The sequence below is a fragment of the Chitinophaga niastensis genome (genome assembly GCF_003014755.1).
Taxonomy (GTDB): domain Bacteria; phylum Bacteroidota; class Bacteroidia; order Chitinophagales; family Chitinophagaceae; genus Chitinophaga; species Chitinophaga niastensis.
In genome coordinates this window covers 1,340,808-1,355,726 of record NZ_PYAW01000001.1, presented here as the reverse complement: position 1 = coordinate 1,355,726, position 14,919 = coordinate 1,340,808, and the positions used below count along the sequence as shown (strand labels likewise).

Sequence of the window (14,919 nt, the reverse complement as noted above, 5' to 3'; positions counted from 1 at the left end):
TTAATACATGCAAATTAATTACATACAAAAAAGGGAAATAGCGGCTCAGGAACCAGGGAAAGTAATAATTCTGGCAGCATCCCAGTCGGGAGATGCATCGTCATCATCTTCTGCCAGTACAATTTTTGTTTTGGTAACAGGGTGTTGGTATAGGCTCCATTGCTGATTAGTATATTCGAGAGATGTGAGGCTTTCCACCCAATCGCCCGAGTTTAAATAAGTCACCGTTTTTTCACCCACCTTCATTTCCTTGATCAGCGGCTGGTGGATATGTCCGCAGCACACTACATCAAATTGCTTGTCTACCGCTATTTCCGCTACGGTTTGTTCAAAGTCGGATATAAACTTCACCGCCGACTTCACCCCTTGCTTCACCTTTTTGGAAAAAGACATCTTCTCCCGTCCAAAGCTTTCCAGCACATTATTCACCAATCTGTTTAAAATAATGAGCAGATCATACCCTTTACCCCCCAGTTTGGCCAGCCATTTGGAATTTTTCATGGTCACATCGTACACATCTCCATGGAAAAACCAATGTTTCTTCCCATCTACCTCCAGCACCAGTTTATTATCAATCGTAAAGTTTCCCAGTTCAAAACCGGCGTACTTGCGCAGGGCTTCGTCGTGGTTACCCGTGAGATAATATACCTCGGTACCCTTGCCGATCATCTTCAAAATCTTCCGGATTACTTTGGTATGGGCCTTGGGGAAGTATCGCTTGCTAAACTGCCAGATATCGATAATATCTCCGTTCAGTATAAGGATGCGGGGGTCAATACTATCCAGATATTGTATCAGTTCTTTGGCGTGACAGCCGTATATCCCCAAATGTACATCGGAGATGACGACTATATCTAATGGGCGTTTGTCGGACATTAATAGCTAAGTATGTACAGGTTGTAGGCAGCCTGTTTATGAGTATAATTTTCTATGCAAAGGAAAAATCGCTATATTACTTTTATATTAATCCAGTGTTAAGGAATTATTAATTCGTGTTTTTTACTGGCTGGGATAGATTCTGAAAGCTAATTTTGCGGCAAATTATAAACATCAAACGTATGGGAGGCTTCAATTCTTTTGTTAAACTATTCATGCCGAAAGACCGGGTATTTTATTCTTTGTTTGAAGATGTGGCTTCCAATCTTGTAGAAATGGCAACTGTGCTTAATGAGCTGGTAGCCACTACTGATCTGGCTGTGAGGAAAGATAAAGTGCATCTGATAGAAAGACTGGAACACAAAAACGACGATTATACACACCGCATATTTGTAGAACTCGGACAAAACTTCATCACTCCGTTTGACCGCGAAGACATTCACTACCTGGCTGCTACACTGGATGATGTAGCCGATTATATCCATGGTTCTGCTAAAAGAATGGATCTCTACAAAGTTCATTACATCAACGACAGCATCCGCAAGCTGGCTGAATTGATCCACCTCGGCGTACTGGAACTGGCTAAAGCTATCCCTGAACTGCGTAATATGCAAAATATGCGCATCATCACTGATGCCTGTGTAAAGATCAATAGCCTGGAAAACCACGCTGATGATATTTATGATATGGCCATCGCTGACCTGTTCGACACAGAACAAAATGCAGCAGAACTGATTAAAATGCGTGAAATTTACCAGGCCCTGGAAATCGCTACAGACAAGTGCGAAGACTGCGCCAACGTTATAGAAACCATTATAATCAAGTACTCCTGATAAAGGGGAATCCTGTTCTGAACGCATAATTCTCCCGACATCATGACTTTATTAGTTGTAATTATCATACTGGCCTTCATCTTTGACTATATCAATGGTTTTCATGATGCCGCCAACTCTATCGCCACAATTGTGTCGACCAAAGTACTAACGCCGTTCCAGGCAGTACTATGGGCCGCAGTTTTCAACTTTGCGGCTTTTTTTATTGCCAAATACATCATTGGCGAATTTAAAGTAGCTAACTCCGTTGCCAGCTCTGTATTGCCACAATTTATTACACTGAAAGTGATCCTTTGCGGTCTGGTAGCCGCCATCACCTGGAACCTGTTCACCTGGTGGCTGGGTATCCCTTCCAGCTCTTCCCATACCCTTATCGGTGGCTTCATCGGAGCAGCGGTTACCGCCTCCGGCAGCCTGGAAGTAATTAACTATCACAAAGTATTACCTATTGTGTACTTTATCGTACTGGCCCCGCTGATAGGTATGGTGGTGGCCTTCATTATTACACTCATCATTGTAAATATCTGCAGAAAAGCCAATCCTTATCGCGCAGAAAGCTGGTTTAAACGCCTGCAGCTGGCATCATCAGCTGCATTGAGCCTTGGCCACGGCAGTAACGATGCCCAAAAAGTAATGGGTATCATCTCCGCTGCCATGGTATCTGCCCACTACATCGACAATATCAAAGCCATGCCGGATTGGGTGCCACTGGCCTGCTTTACCTGCATCGCACTCGGTACAATGAGTGGTGGCTGGAAGATCGTTAAAACCATGGGTACCCGTATCACCAAAGTAACACCCCTGGAAGGTGTGGCTGCAGAAACCTCCGGTGCTATCACCCTGTTCCTCACAGAACACCTGGGTATACCAGCCAGTACCACCCACGTTATTACGGGTGCTATTATGGGGGTAGGTGCTACTAAAAGGTTATCTGCCGTTCGTTGGGGCGTTACCGTAAGCCTGTTATGGGCATGGGTACTCACTATTCCCATCAGCGGTCTGCTCGCAGCACTCACGTATTTTATCGTGAATCTTTTTATCTAAAAAAATGATAATACCTGATATTGCAAAAGCGCTCCGTTCATGACGGAGCGCTTTTTTTTGTAAAAAAAGAATGCCATATGAAAGAGAGCCACTATTTTTGTGCGATTTTCATATAATTGAGAAGATAAACTAGTGTCCATCAAAACTTGATTTGACAAATGAAAGGAATTATCCTCGCCGGCGGCTCCGGTACCCGATTACACCCCATTACGTATGCTATCAGCAAACAGATAATGCCAGTATATGATAAGCCGATGATCTATTATCCGCTGTCTACACTGATGTTGGCCGGTATTAAAGATATTCTGATTATTTCTACACCACACGATCTGCCTTCTTTTCAACGCTTGTTCGGAAACGGCAGCCAACTTGGATTAAATCTCAGTTATGCAGAACAGCCCCTTCCCAACGGTTTGGCACAGGCATTTGTAATTGGGGAAGAATTTATTGGCAAGGATAGTGTAGCCCTCGTTTTGGGAGATAATATATTTTATGGCGCCGGCTTAGGTACACAACTGGCCAACAATGCAGCCCCGGATGGCGGTATCGTATATGCTTACCAGGTATCTGACCCGGAAAGATATGGTGTAGTGGAATTTGCACCGGATATGAAAGTATTATCTATAGAAGAGAAACCCCTGCAGCCTAAATCAAACTTCGCTGTACCGGGACTTTACTTTTACGATAACAGCGTGGTGGAAATAGCAAAAAATCTGCAACCAAGCCCACGTGGTGAATATGAAATCACTGATGTGAATAAAGAATATTTGCGCCGCGGAAAATTAAAAGTTTCTATCTTACCTCGCGGAACCGCATGGCTGGATACCGGTACTTTTGACTCCCTGATGCAGGCATCACAATTTGTTCAGGTAATTGAACAACGGCAGGGAATCAAAATCGCCTGTATCGAGGAAATAGCCTACCGTAAAGGTTTTATAAGTGCAGACCAACTCAAAGAATTGGCTAAACCGTTGCTGAAAAGTGGCTACGGGGAGTACCTGGAAACAGTACTCAATCAAAAAACAATCGACAATAACATATAATTGTAAATCTGAAATATCATGAAGGTTCTTGTTACGGGTGGTTGTGGCTACATTGGCGCCCATACTATTGTAGATCTAATCAATCATGGATTTGATGTAGTGTCTGTAGACAGCAACATCAGAAGCACCACTCAATTATTGGATGGGGTAGAAAAAATTACCGGGAAAAAGATACGCAACTACAAAGTAGACCTTTGTAACCTGGAAGATACCAACGCGGTATTTCACGAAAACAGGGACATTGTGGGCGTGATACATTTTGCAGCACTGAAAGCAGTGGGTGAATCTGTAAACGAGCCATTGATGTATTTCCAGAACAACCTGACTTCGCTTATCAATGTATTGAAATGTGTAAAAGAGTATAATGTACCTAACCTGGTATTTTCTTCTTCCTGCTCTGTTTATGGTAATGCCAAAGACTTACCGGTAGTGGAAGAAACACCACTGGGTGAAGCTCAGTCGCCTTACGCACGTACCAAACAAATGGGTGAGCAGATCATTGAAGACTACAGCCGGGTAAATGATACACAGTCTATCCTGCTGCGTTATTTCAACCCGGTAGGTGCGCACCCTTCCGCACTGATCGGTGAACTGCCATTAGGCAAACCAGATAACCTGGTTCCGGTGATCACACAAACTGCGATCGGAAAAATTCCTAAAATGACCGTTTTCGGTGCTGATTATGATACCCGCGATGGTTCCTGCATTCGCGATTACATCCACGTAACAGATATCGCCAGCGCACATACGAAAGCATTGCAATACCTCATTGAACATCGTAATGCCAGCAACTGCGAGGTTTTTAACCTGGGTACCGGCAACGGCGTAACCGTATTGGAAGCGATCAAAGCATTCGAAAAAATTTCCGGCATTAAGCTGAATTATGTGATGGGCCCTGGCCGTGAAGGTGATGTAATCGCCATTTATGCCAATAATACCCGTGCAAAAGAAAAGCTGCAATGGGAGCCTAAAATAGGCATCGAAGATTGCATGCGCACCGCGTGGCAGTGGGAAGTAAGCCTCCGCAATAAAGTGCTGAGCAACTAGGATCATCGCTTTAAATGTTTACTTTTACGCTTCAATTTTAAAAAACCACTATGGTAAAAGATATTCAACCACTGAACGAAAAAGAAACCCGTGGTGGGTTTGGTGAGGGCATACTGGAGGTGGGTCGTAAGAACCCTAATGTAGTTGCACTGACGGCTGATTTGCTCGGCTCTATGAAACTGAATGCATTTATTAAAGAATTTCCCGACCGTTTTGTACAGGTAGGTATTGCAGAAGCAAATATGATGGGCATTGCAGCCGGATTAACCATCGGTGGCAAAATACCTTATACTACTACTTTTGCAAACTTCTCTACCGGAAGAGTATACGACCAGATTCGTCAGTCTATTGCCTATTCCAACAAAAACGTAAAAATATGCGCTTCCCACGCAGGACTTACCCTGGGTGAAGATGGTGCTACCCACCAGATCCTGGAAGATATCGGTATGATGAAAATGTTGCCTGGTATGACAGTTATCGTGCCTTGCGATTTCAATCAAACCAAAGCTGCTACCATCGCTATTGCTGATTACGAAGGACCGGTATACCTCCGTTTTGGCCGTCCGAAATGGCCTAACTTCACTGCAGAAGACCAAAAATTTGTAGTAGGTAAAGCGCAGATCCTTCATGAAGGAACAGATATTACTTTATTCGCCTGCGGCCACCTGGTGTGGATTGCAGTAGAAGCTGGTAAGATCCTAGAAGAAAAAGGTTACAGTGTGGAAATCATCAATATCCACACCATTAAACCACTGGACGAAGCTGCTGTGATTGCATCGCTCACTAAAACCGGTTGTGCCGTTACTGCTGAAGAGCATAACGTACTGGGCGGTTTAGGCGACAGTATTGCACAGGTAGCTGCACGTCATATTCCTGTTCCTATTGAATATGTAGGCACCAATGATACTTTTGGAGAAAGTGGTAAACCACTGGACCTGCTGAAAAAATATGGCCTGGATGCAGATCATATTGTTGCAGCAGCAGAAAAAGCAATCAGCCGCAAAAAGTAACGTTTGTCTTTCCCAGGATTAGGCTGATTATGCTGATTACCCTGATTTTATTTTTAATTTAAAAAGGATTAGCGAAGATCGAAGCGGATATAACGCTTTAATTTTCGCTAATCCTTTTTAAATTAAAAATAAAATCAGGGTAATCAGCATAATCAGCCTAATCCTGGGAAAAAAAAGACAAAGGCCAAAGGCCTTCCATTAAACTTTTCAGGATATAGTATGTCTTATTAAAGGGTTTTTATATAATTATATTTGAATAAAACCTGTCAAGAACCATTTAACCTATGGCCGTTTCACAGGACGATAAAGCATTATTAGCACTATACCGTTTACCCGATACCAGGGAAAAAGGATTTACCTTGATAATCCAGAAGTACCAGGAACGGCTATACTGGCACATTCGCAGATTGGTGGTTGATCATGAAGATGCAAATGATGTGCTGCAGAATGTATTCATTAAAGTGTGGAAAAACCTGGAAGGTTTCCGGGAAGACGCTCAATTGTACACCTGGATGTACAAGATTGCAACCAATGAGAGCCTCACTTTTCTGGAACAACAAAAACGCAAACAGTCTGTTTCCCTTTCAGATGTAGAATCTGGTTTAAGCAACAGGCTCAGAGCCGACCCGCAGTTTGATCCCAATAAACTGGAATGGAAACTGCAAAGGGCGATCCTCAGTTTGCCGGATAAACAACGAATTGTTTTTAACCTGCGCTATTATGATGAGATGCCCTATGAAGAAATGAGCAGGGTATTGGATACTTCAGAAGGAGCGTTAAAAGCCTCTTACCACCACGCAGTTAAAAAGATTGAGGACTTTATTAGAAACGGTTAAAATATAATTTTACTAATATTCATTTTAAGCCGTTTTTAAAGAATTTTGCCAAAAGATTAAAATCCCATTAAACTATTAAACTACCTGGCTGTCTAAAAAGCAGTATATGAAAAAGCAAACCGACATAACAAACGAATTAATGCAGATAGCACCAGCCGCCAACTGGCCTGCTGACGCGCCTTTTACGGTGCCGGCAGGTTATTTTGACCAGCTGCCTGCTGCTATAATAACGCAGATTCGCTTGCAGGAACACCGTTCCGAAAATCCGGTTGCCCACAATAATCCTTTTACTACTCCATCCGGCTATTTTGACCAGCTGCCACAAACCATCCTGCAGCGGATCAAAGCGATGGATGTTAACCCTGTTCAGGAAGAGCTGGCATCGCTGTCTCCTTTTATGGCTGCTATACCACGGCAGGTACCCTTTTCGGTACCGGAAGGATATTTTGATGCCCTGCAGGCGACTATACCTGTTCCGGCAGCACCACTAAAAGTGGCCTATCGGAGTAGTGTGAGCCGGTGGATGAAATGGACAGTAGCCGCTTGTTTAACCGCATTTATGGGAACCAGCGCCTTGCTGTTCCTGGCCAATACCCACAATAACAACATAGAAAGACAACTGGAAAGCTTAAGCGACCAGGATATTGTTAATTACCTCTCAACCCATACAGATGCCTTTGATAATGACGCCATTTTTGCCACAGCAGCCAATGCAGAAGCAGCCCCCGGGGAACAAAGCCAGCTAAACGAAGCTGTGCCTTTGGAAGCCATCGAAAAATACCTGCAACAAACAGATTTATCAAAAGAGGTATTACCTAATAAGTGATGATGAAACGTTATAGCATTATATGGATCGCCCTGTTTACCCTGCTCACCACCGCCAGTGTTAGTAGCGCGCAACAAGGATCCGATGACGCAACAGAAAAAATTAAAGCCATTCAGATACAATATCTGGCCAAAAAACTCGATCTCTCACCGGAAGAAGCACAAAAGTTCTGGCCTGTATATAATAACTATACCCAGGAAGTAGAACAACTGATCGCAGAACGCCATCAAAAGAAAGAGCTGGAAAAATTACCAACAGCCAATCCGGACGATGTGGCCAAAAAAAATATGGATAAGGAACTGGGCTATGAAAAAAGAATGCTCGACATCCGTTCCCGCTATACCACCGAATTTCAACGGGTACTTCCCGGTAGAAAAGCAGGCATGGTATTTAAAAGTGAAAGAGAATTCCGCACAATAATGATTAATCATTTGAATACACAGCGGATGAATAGAATGGGACAGGGTGGAGGACCCAAAAGAAGACCTTGATAAACAATTACGAATTGCGAATTACGTCTACAAGCGTAGATCACGCTGTTTCGTAATTCGCAATTCGTAATTCGTAATTATTTGTAATGTGCCCTCACTTCTGTCACCAACCCCTTTTCATTTAGCACCATCATCTCAGTGCTTAACATGTCATTCACGCTTTTATAATACAACACCACAGAATTTACGCCTTCCAGAATATGATACAGCTCAAAATGCAGCTCGGGATAAGCTATGAGCGCTTTGCTGAAATAAGCCCTTAATGCTTCTTTACCATGTATACATCCCCCCGGATCATTATTAATTCTCCTGATAACCGGGGAATAAAACACCACATCCTTATCATAATGCGATAAAATTTCTTCCAGATCGTGGGCGTTCCAGGCCTGTAGCCATGCCTGCGCAAAGTTTGTCATGCTTTCCATTTTTTTCCACAATGTATGGTTTTGTAACGGGTGGTTATTTGCTGAAAAGCTCAGTTTCTGCCTTCCGCCATTGCAGCGGAGTAACGTGAAAGCTTTTGCGGAACTGTCGATAAAAATGTGTCAGGTTCTCAAATCCTGTACTATAGGCGATTTCAGGGATTGGTTGTGCGGTGGTACGCAACAGAAAACAGGCCATCTGCAAACGTTTCTCCCAGATCCAGTGCATAGGACTGCACTGATATACCTCCCGGAAACGGCGTTTCAGTGTGGCTGTACTCATATGCCCCATGGCAGCTACTTCCTCCAGCAGCCGCACTTCATGTAAATCTGTACACAACGTTTCCATCACCTGCGGTAACGGATATTTCACCGTTTTGTGCAACATGGCACTTATGTGTTCATTTTTATTAACTAAGTCTAATGTTTGGGAGATAATATCATAATAATCGGGAGGCCTTGTTTCGCCAACCGCAAAATGCTGTAAGAGCAATTGTGCAAAAGTATGCCAGCGCTCGTCCCGGGGCAATGTTACTGCTGATTTCGTATAGGCAGCCACGTTATTTTTAACTGCTTTACGATCAGCCAGGATCATATCATCAGGTAAAACCAGGTTGATACTGCGGTAATCCTTTTGCGGACGGAGAATTTCAGAGCAAAGCAATGATCCCGCCGGAATCAGCAGTACATCACCTGCATAAAGGTGATGTACCCGGCTGCCGTCATACATACGTTTTTCTCCCTGTATCACCAGGTTCAGTACTGTATGCGGTATATATAGTTCATGCACTGCCTGCTGACGGTAACGGCTATACGCAGCCCAGTCGCGGCCTTGCTGTTGCCACGTTTCAATATGGTGCTGCCCCTGTAAAGCAAAACTATTGTACAACGTATACATAGCTAATCTACTAATCAGAACTTAGCAAATGGTTCTTTGGTATCATGATAAAAGAGGAATGTCCAGCCTTCCTGCTTGCCCCGCTCCAGGAACTCCTGGCGAAGCTCCATACTGCGTTTGCCATCATAATCATACTTGGCGGCAAAGCGGCTTTTCATCTGTGATATCTGCGGTGCTACATCTCCCCCAAAAAATACTTTATCTTCTCCGTCATCTACCAGGAATACCTGGTGATATGGACAATGGCCCCCGGTTACTTCATAATGAATATACCCGTCGATAGTACCGTTGCCGGTAGTAAAAACCACATTATCACGTTGCCCTAATAACACAATATCTTCAGAATGATATGATTTGCCGGCATGCTCCATAGCATATACCATCTCTTCATTATTCACATAATAAGTAGCATTGGGAAAGGTGAGGGTGCGCTCGCCGGTAATCGGATCAACAGCAGTTACACCGCCGGAATGATCCTTATGCAGATGGCTCATCAGCACTTTAGTGATCTCCATAGGATTAATCCCGTTGTTTATCAGGTGCTGATGTATTTGCAATACGCCATCGGAATTACGAAATCCCAAACCAGTGTCAAATAAAATATAATCACGATCCGTGATCACCAGGAACGGCTGTATTTCTACAAGCAATGAACCATGCGGACGATCCTGCATATGGTCTGTTCCCACTTTAAAAGGAGAAAATTTCTTGGTCCCGTCTACGGTAAATGACCCTTCTGATAATGGAATAATACGTGCCATTTTGCAAAGATAAGCGATTCGGGCTTTTAGCTTTTAGGCAAATGCAGCGAAGATGATCAATACGCTGCATTTACCTAAAAGCTAATTGCTAAAAACTAAAAGCTTATCTCAATACCATTTGCCTGTCTGCATCCAACCGGAGCAGGATAAATATCAGCATGGTAAATGTCATCAGGGAAGATCCCCCGTAACTCACCAATGGCAACGGGATACCGATTACTGGCGCCAAACCGATGGTCATGGCCACATTAATTGATAAGTGGAAAAAGATGACGCCGGCTACCCCATAGGCATAGACTCGCGTAAATGTCGATCGCTGTCGCTCCGCCACAAATATGATCCGGAAGAGCAACGCTACATAAATGCCCAGGAAGATCACACTGCCAAAGAAGCCGAAGTCTTCCCCTATAGTACAAAAGATAAAGTCAGTACTCTGTTCAGGTACAAAATCATAACGGGTTTGAGTACCTTTCAGATAACCTTTGCCCCAAAAGCCACCAGAACCAATAGCAATCATACTTTGGCGGGTATTGTAAGTAGCTTTGGGATCATTTTCTTTACCCAGCATTACTTCAATACGACGCACCTGGTAATCTTTCAGCACTTTGGTAAAGGCAAAAGGCACAATAAACATCACGAACAATCCGCAAAAAGCATACACCCCAAGGATGATGGCCAGTCTCGATCGCTTTCGTTTTATTTCGCGCCGGCTAAAGTATATGACCAGTGCAGTGATTACGGTGAATATGATAAAGAGTATCGTTCGGTCTACTAACAAGGCAGATAATACCAACACAATACCGGAGAAGGCAATCACCAGCAATACACCGGGTAATCCTTCGCGATACATCACCAGGAAGAAAGAGAAATAAACCAATGCCAGTCCGGTTTCAGACTGCAAAATGATGATCCCGGCAGGAACGAGCGCAATCGCTGCTGCAATCAGCCGCGATCGGAGTTTGGTAAAATCTGTTTCCTGCGAGGATATATATTTGGCCAAAGCCAGGTTGGTACACAGCTTCGTCAGCTCTGCGGGCTGAAACTGGAAGCTTCCTACCATCAGCCAGGAATGCGATCCCTTCACATCTTTACCTATCCCTAACACCAATAGTAGCAATAATAAGCCTCCCACATACAGTAGATTGGCGGTGGCTGTAAAAAGCTTACTGTCTGTAAGCCATATTACAGAAGCCAGCACCAGGGATGCACTAAACCAGATCAACTGCCGTGAATAGTTTTTGCCGGGATGTATAATATCCATCCAGACATTATCATCTCCCCGATATTCCGCAGCAAAAATGGACATAATGCCGATGATCACCAATGCGAGGTAAAGACCTACAATAGGCCAGTCTATCCCTTGTGTCAGTTTGGCTTGCGAGCGGTTCATTATAAATTTATCGGTTTATTCGATGATTGGTTAAGGCTTCTTTTTCTTTATGACGGCATTGTTATTCAGGGAATCCAGGTGCGACTTAGCCAGCATGGATGCGTCTAATGTCACCGTTTCCATTACTGATTTCAGCAAAGGCTGACGTTTGGTAGAGATAGTGTCTTTCAGATACTTCTCTATCATTAAGCTGGCAATTGGTGCCGCATACTTGGCGCCAAAACCAGAATTCTCCACTATAACGGCCAGGGCTATACGTGCATGTTCGGCAGGTGCAAAAGCAATAAATATAGCATGGTTCTTCAGTTTGGTCCTTACCCCGTTCACAAAACCATAGTTCTCTGCTGTACCTGTTTTACCACCTATAGTAATGCCTTCAATCTGGGCTATCCGTCCTGTACCACTCTCCACCACATCCGTCATACCGTGGATTACCGCGCTGTAAGCCGTATCAGAGATATGGGCTACATCGTGTTTCACTTTATATTTATCCAACAGATGTGTATTGTCATTATCAATGCTGCTCACAAAGTGGGGAATATAATAAGAGCCCCGGTTGGCTACAATACACATGGCATTGGCCATTTGCAGCGGAGTTAAGAGCAATTCACCCTGTCCTATACCCAGGAATACTGATGTACAGGAGTTCCAGCTGCCTTTATACCTGGCATCATAGTATTTCGTGTCTGGTACCAGTCCTCTGCCTTCACTGGGAATATCAACACCTATTTTATGACCGAAGCCAAAGTTGTTCATATAGTCCGCCCATTTTTGCATACCACCTACCTTAATACCGCCAAACTTGGCCGCATCCACGCTCAAACGATAGACGTGTGAAAAATAGGAGTTACAGGAGTGCGACAGTGCCAGTCTTAGATTGGCCGCATGGCCCGGATCATGGTGCTCACATTTGATAGGTCTGGTACAGCCATAATAGGCTCCTGAGCAGGGATAACCAAAACTTGGTGTGATAACCCCTTCATCCAGTCCCACCAGTGCAATCATAGGCTTAAAAGTAGAGCCCGGAGGATACGTAGCCTGAATAGCACGGTTAAAGAGCGGCTTAGTGGTGTCTGTATATAACTTACTGAAATTTGCACTTCTGTTGGAACCGGTCAGTAGATTCGGGTCAAAACTGGGACCGCTCACCATGGCCAGAATGCCGCCTGTTTGCGGATCTATGGCCACAATACTGCCCGACTTACCTTTCAATAATTTTTCACCCAGTACCTGCAATTCTATATCCAGCGAGAGACGCAGGTTTTTACCTGCTACTGCCGCACTGTCAAATTCACCATTTTCGTAGGCCCCTTGCGGTCTGTTCAGGTTATCTTTTACCAGGTATTGAATACCCCGTTGTCCCATTAAAACAGGTTCATACGTCTTTTCCAAACCTGTAAAACCAAGATAATCACCGGAGCTGTAAGAAGAGTAAACACCTGTATCTTTTAACATGGCAGGAGATATCTCCGCGATATAACCCAATATATTGGCAGCTGCAGAATATGGATAAGAGCGGATTTGCCGGGGTACCAGTTCAAAGCCAGGCTGGAAAAGATACATGCTCTCCTGTAACTTTCCGAATATTTCGGGTGCCAGCAGGGGAGCAAAAACAGATTGTCGCACACGACCATTCTTCACAATCGCAGTGAGGATACGTTTCCGGAATTCTTCTTTATCTATGTTTAAAATATTACAGAGGTAGGCAGTATCAATATTTTTAGCACTGGCAGGTGTTACCACCAGGTCATACAATACGTCATTACCAAGGATACTGCGGTTCTGGCGATCGTAGATGATACCACGACTGGGATATACTACCTTTCTGAGCACAGCATTGGCATCCGCCAGCTTGGCGTATTTCTTTTCTACTATCTGTAAAAAAAATAACCTTGTGATGATCAGAATTACCATCCCAAGTATTATCATCTGTATTACTCTTTTCCTGGGCTGATTAAATACTGACATGCTATTAAGGACGGATATATTTTAAGTTACAAACCTACATGAAAAAGCTAAGAATTATTTCTTCGAGAAGAACAGTAATTCATAAAGCACAATCAGGAATAAGCTGGCGAGTGTAGACGAAACAATCTTCATTATCACATATAACGGATTCCCCATGCCAAACACTTCCAGCGTAAAAAATACGGTGTGATGCAGGAATACCAGGATAGCAGCATAGATCAGAAATTGCGATACGCCCATACTGGTCATAGATGGCGTTTTCTGCGTTGTTTCAAAACCTCCCTGCGGCGATAGGATATTGATAATAAAAGGGCGCAGGTAAGCTATAAACACACAGGCTGCAGCATGCATCCCCGGTGTATTCATAAACATATCCAGCGACAGCCCCATGAATAAACCAAGTAACATCAATACCGGACGAGGCAGGTTAAAAGGTAGCGCCAGTATAAAAAGCATGTAGAGATATGGGCTCACCAACTGGTGCAACAATATTTCATTGAGCACAAATACCTGTATCAGTAACAGGAGCACAAAGCGGATTATATTTCTTAACAGTATACTCATTTAATCAACTTATACGTTGAATCTTCCAATCGTTGTTGTTCGTCTTTCAACAGGTTTTCTATCACGTACACATATTGCAGGTTAAAGAAATTGGTAGCCAATTTCAAACGGATAGTAAACGAGGTGCTGGCTTTATCTCCTACGGCAATGTTTTCCACATAACCAATAGGAATGTTTTCCGGAAACAGGGCAGAAAAGCCACTGGTTACCACGGTATCTCCTTTATTTACTTTGGCACTTTTAGGTACATCCTTTAACAGGGCATATCCCGGATCTTCCCCATCCCAATGTACGGAGCCCATTTCCTTCCCCTGTCCCAGGCGGGCACTGATGGATACGGAATTGGATTTGGAGAGCATCGACAGTACTACTGAATAGTTATCACTCACACTCCTTACTACCCCCACCACGCCGCTGCTGCTGATCACGCCCATATTAGGCCGGATTCCCTGCAGTTTGCCACGGTGAATAGTAATATAATTGACAGGTTTGTTCAGTGAGTTGTTGATCACCTTAGCAGCAAAGTATTCATAATGGCGAATCTGCGTACTGATTACTTTGTGCGCGGTATCATCGCTATACTGGCGGAGGGTGTCTGTTTTTGTACCGTTGGTAGTCACCATGCTATCGTAACTCGTGCGCAATGCATTGTGCAACCGCATGTTTTCGAGCACCAGGCTGTCATTTGTAGATTTCAGGTGAAAGTAATACTGTACGTTGTTATACTTGTCGTATAACTTACCGCTCACATTGTTGGCGGAGCTGAGGTAGGCTGTTCGCTGAAAGTCGTTACGCTGGAATACCCATACCATACAAATCACTTCCAGCAGCAGAAATAAGAAGAAGTTAAAGTATCGCCTAAAGAAAATGATTAAATTTCGCACAAGCGCGCATTGTTTAGAGATGTGAA

16 protein-coding genes are annotated in these 14,919 nt (G+C 43.8%); 8 read left to right on the top strand and 8 right to left on the bottom strand.

Features of this window, described 5'->3' with window-relative positions:
• Positions 1-45 precede the first annotated feature (45 nt).
• Positions 46-876 (bottom strand): UDP-2,3-diacylglucosamine diphosphatase, encoded by an 831-nt coding sequence (locus CLV51_RS05740; protein ID WP_106527026.1) that lies wholly within the window; start codon positions 874-876, stop codon positions 46-48.
• A 182-nt stretch (positions 877-1,058) separates the two neighbouring features.
• Between CLV51_RS05740 and CLV51_RS05735 the strand changes: the two genes are divergently transcribed.
• From CLV51_RS05735 to CLV51_RS05700, 8 genes are all read left to right on the top strand, one after another.
• Positions 1,059-1,709 carry a DUF47 domain-containing protein gene (locus CLV51_RS05735; protein WP_079469694.1) on the top strand — a complete coding sequence of 217 codons (651 nt, stop codon included), beginning with the start codon at positions 1,059-1,061 and terminating at the stop codon, positions 1,707-1,709.
• A 42-nt stretch (positions 1,710-1,751) separates the two neighbouring features.
• Positions 1,752-2,753 carry an inorganic phosphate transporter gene (locus CLV51_RS05730; protein ID WP_106527025.1) on the top strand — a complete coding sequence of 334 codons (1,002 nt, stop codon included), beginning with the start codon at positions 1,752-1,754 and terminating at the stop codon, positions 2,751-2,753.
• Between the two features lie 158 nt (positions 2,754-2,911).
• Complete coding sequence (gene rfbA / locus CLV51_RS05725; protein WP_106527024.1) at positions 2,912-3,796, top strand: glucose-1-phosphate thymidylyltransferase RfbA; 885 nt, start codon at positions 2,912-2,914, stop codon at positions 3,794-3,796.
• Between the two features lie 18 nt (positions 3,797-3,814).
• Positions 3,815-4,843 carry a UDP-glucose 4-epimerase GalE gene (gene galE / locus CLV51_RS05720; RefSeq protein WP_106527023.1) on the top strand — a complete coding sequence of 343 codons (1,029 nt, stop codon included), beginning with the start codon at positions 3,815-3,817 and terminating at the stop codon, positions 4,841-4,843.
• Positions 4,844-4,893: 50 nt separating this feature from the next.
• Positions 4,894-5,853, top strand: a complete 960-nt coding sequence (locus tag CLV51_RS05715) for a transketolase family protein (RefSeq protein ID WP_106527022.1) — start codon at positions 4,894-4,896, stop codon at positions 5,851-5,853.
• Between the two features lie 284 nt (positions 5,854-6,137).
• Positions 6,138-6,689 carry an RNA polymerase sigma factor gene (locus CLV51_RS05710; protein WP_106527021.1) on the top strand — a complete coding sequence of 184 codons (552 nt, stop codon included), beginning with the start codon at positions 6,138-6,140 and terminating at the stop codon, positions 6,687-6,689.
• Between the two features lie 106 nt (positions 6,690-6,795).
• Positions 6,796-7,515, top strand: coding sequence for a hypothetical protein (locus CLV51_RS05705; RefSeq protein ID WP_106527020.1), 720 nt, complete (start codon positions 6,796-6,798; stop codon positions 7,513-7,515).
• The gene (locus tag CLV51_RS05700) at positions 7,515-8,006 is read left to right on the top strand and encodes a hypothetical protein (RefSeq protein WP_146151228.1); all 492 of its coding nucleotides are present in this window, start codon (positions 7,515-7,517) and stop codon (positions 8,004-8,006) included. The genes CLV51_RS05705 and CLV51_RS05700 overlap by 1 nt, the downstream gene beginning before the upstream one ends.
• A gap of 77 nt (positions 8,007-8,083) precedes the next feature.
• On the opposite strand, the gene CLV51_RS05695 is transcribed toward CLV51_RS05700, so the two are convergent.
• The 7 genes from CLV51_RS05695 to mreC all read right to left on the bottom strand — a co-directional run bounded on the left by CLV51_RS05695 (position 8,084) and on the right by mreC (position 14,893).
• On the bottom strand, positions 8,084-8,422 hold the full coding sequence (locus CLV51_RS05695; protein WP_106527596.1) for a nuclear transport factor 2 family protein: 339 nt from the start codon (positions 8,420-8,422) through the stop codon (positions 8,084-8,086).
• A 43-nt stretch (positions 8,423-8,465) separates the two neighbouring features.
• Entirely contained in the window at positions 8,466-9,326 is an 861-nt protein-coding gene (locus tag CLV51_RS05690; protein ID WP_106527018.1) for a helix-turn-helix transcriptional regulator, read from the bottom strand.
• Positions 9,327-9,340: 14 nt separating this feature from the next.
• Positions 9,341-10,087, bottom strand: a complete 747-nt coding sequence (locus CLV51_RS05685) for an MBL fold metallo-hydrolase (RefSeq protein ID WP_245898628.1) — start codon at positions 10,085-10,087, stop codon at positions 9,341-9,343.
• Positions 10,088-10,190: 103 nt separating this feature from the next.
• Complete coding sequence (rodA, locus tag CLV51_RS05680; protein ID WP_106527017.1) at positions 10,191-11,477, bottom strand: rod shape-determining protein RodA; 1,287 nt, start codon at positions 11,475-11,477, stop codon at positions 10,191-10,193.
• A gap of 30 nt (positions 11,478-11,507) precedes the next feature.
• Positions 11,508-13,445 carry a penicillin-binding protein 2 gene (mrdA, locus tag CLV51_RS05675; RefSeq protein ID WP_106527016.1) on the bottom strand — a complete coding sequence of 646 codons (1,938 nt, stop codon included), beginning with the start codon at positions 13,443-13,445 and terminating at the stop codon, positions 11,508-11,510.
• Between the two features lie 54 nt (positions 13,446-13,499).
• A complete protein-coding gene (mreD, locus tag CLV51_RS05670; RefSeq protein ID WP_106527015.1) occupies positions 13,500-14,009 on the bottom strand; it encodes a rod shape-determining protein MreD in 510 nt (169 codons plus the stop codon).
• On the bottom strand, positions 14,006-14,893 hold the full coding sequence (gene mreC, locus CLV51_RS05665; protein WP_106527014.1) for a rod shape-determining protein MreC: 888 nt from the start codon (positions 14,891-14,893) through the stop codon (positions 14,006-14,008). The genes mreD and mreC overlap by 4 nt, the downstream gene beginning before the upstream one ends.
• Positions 14,894-14,919 lie beyond the last annotated feature (26 nt).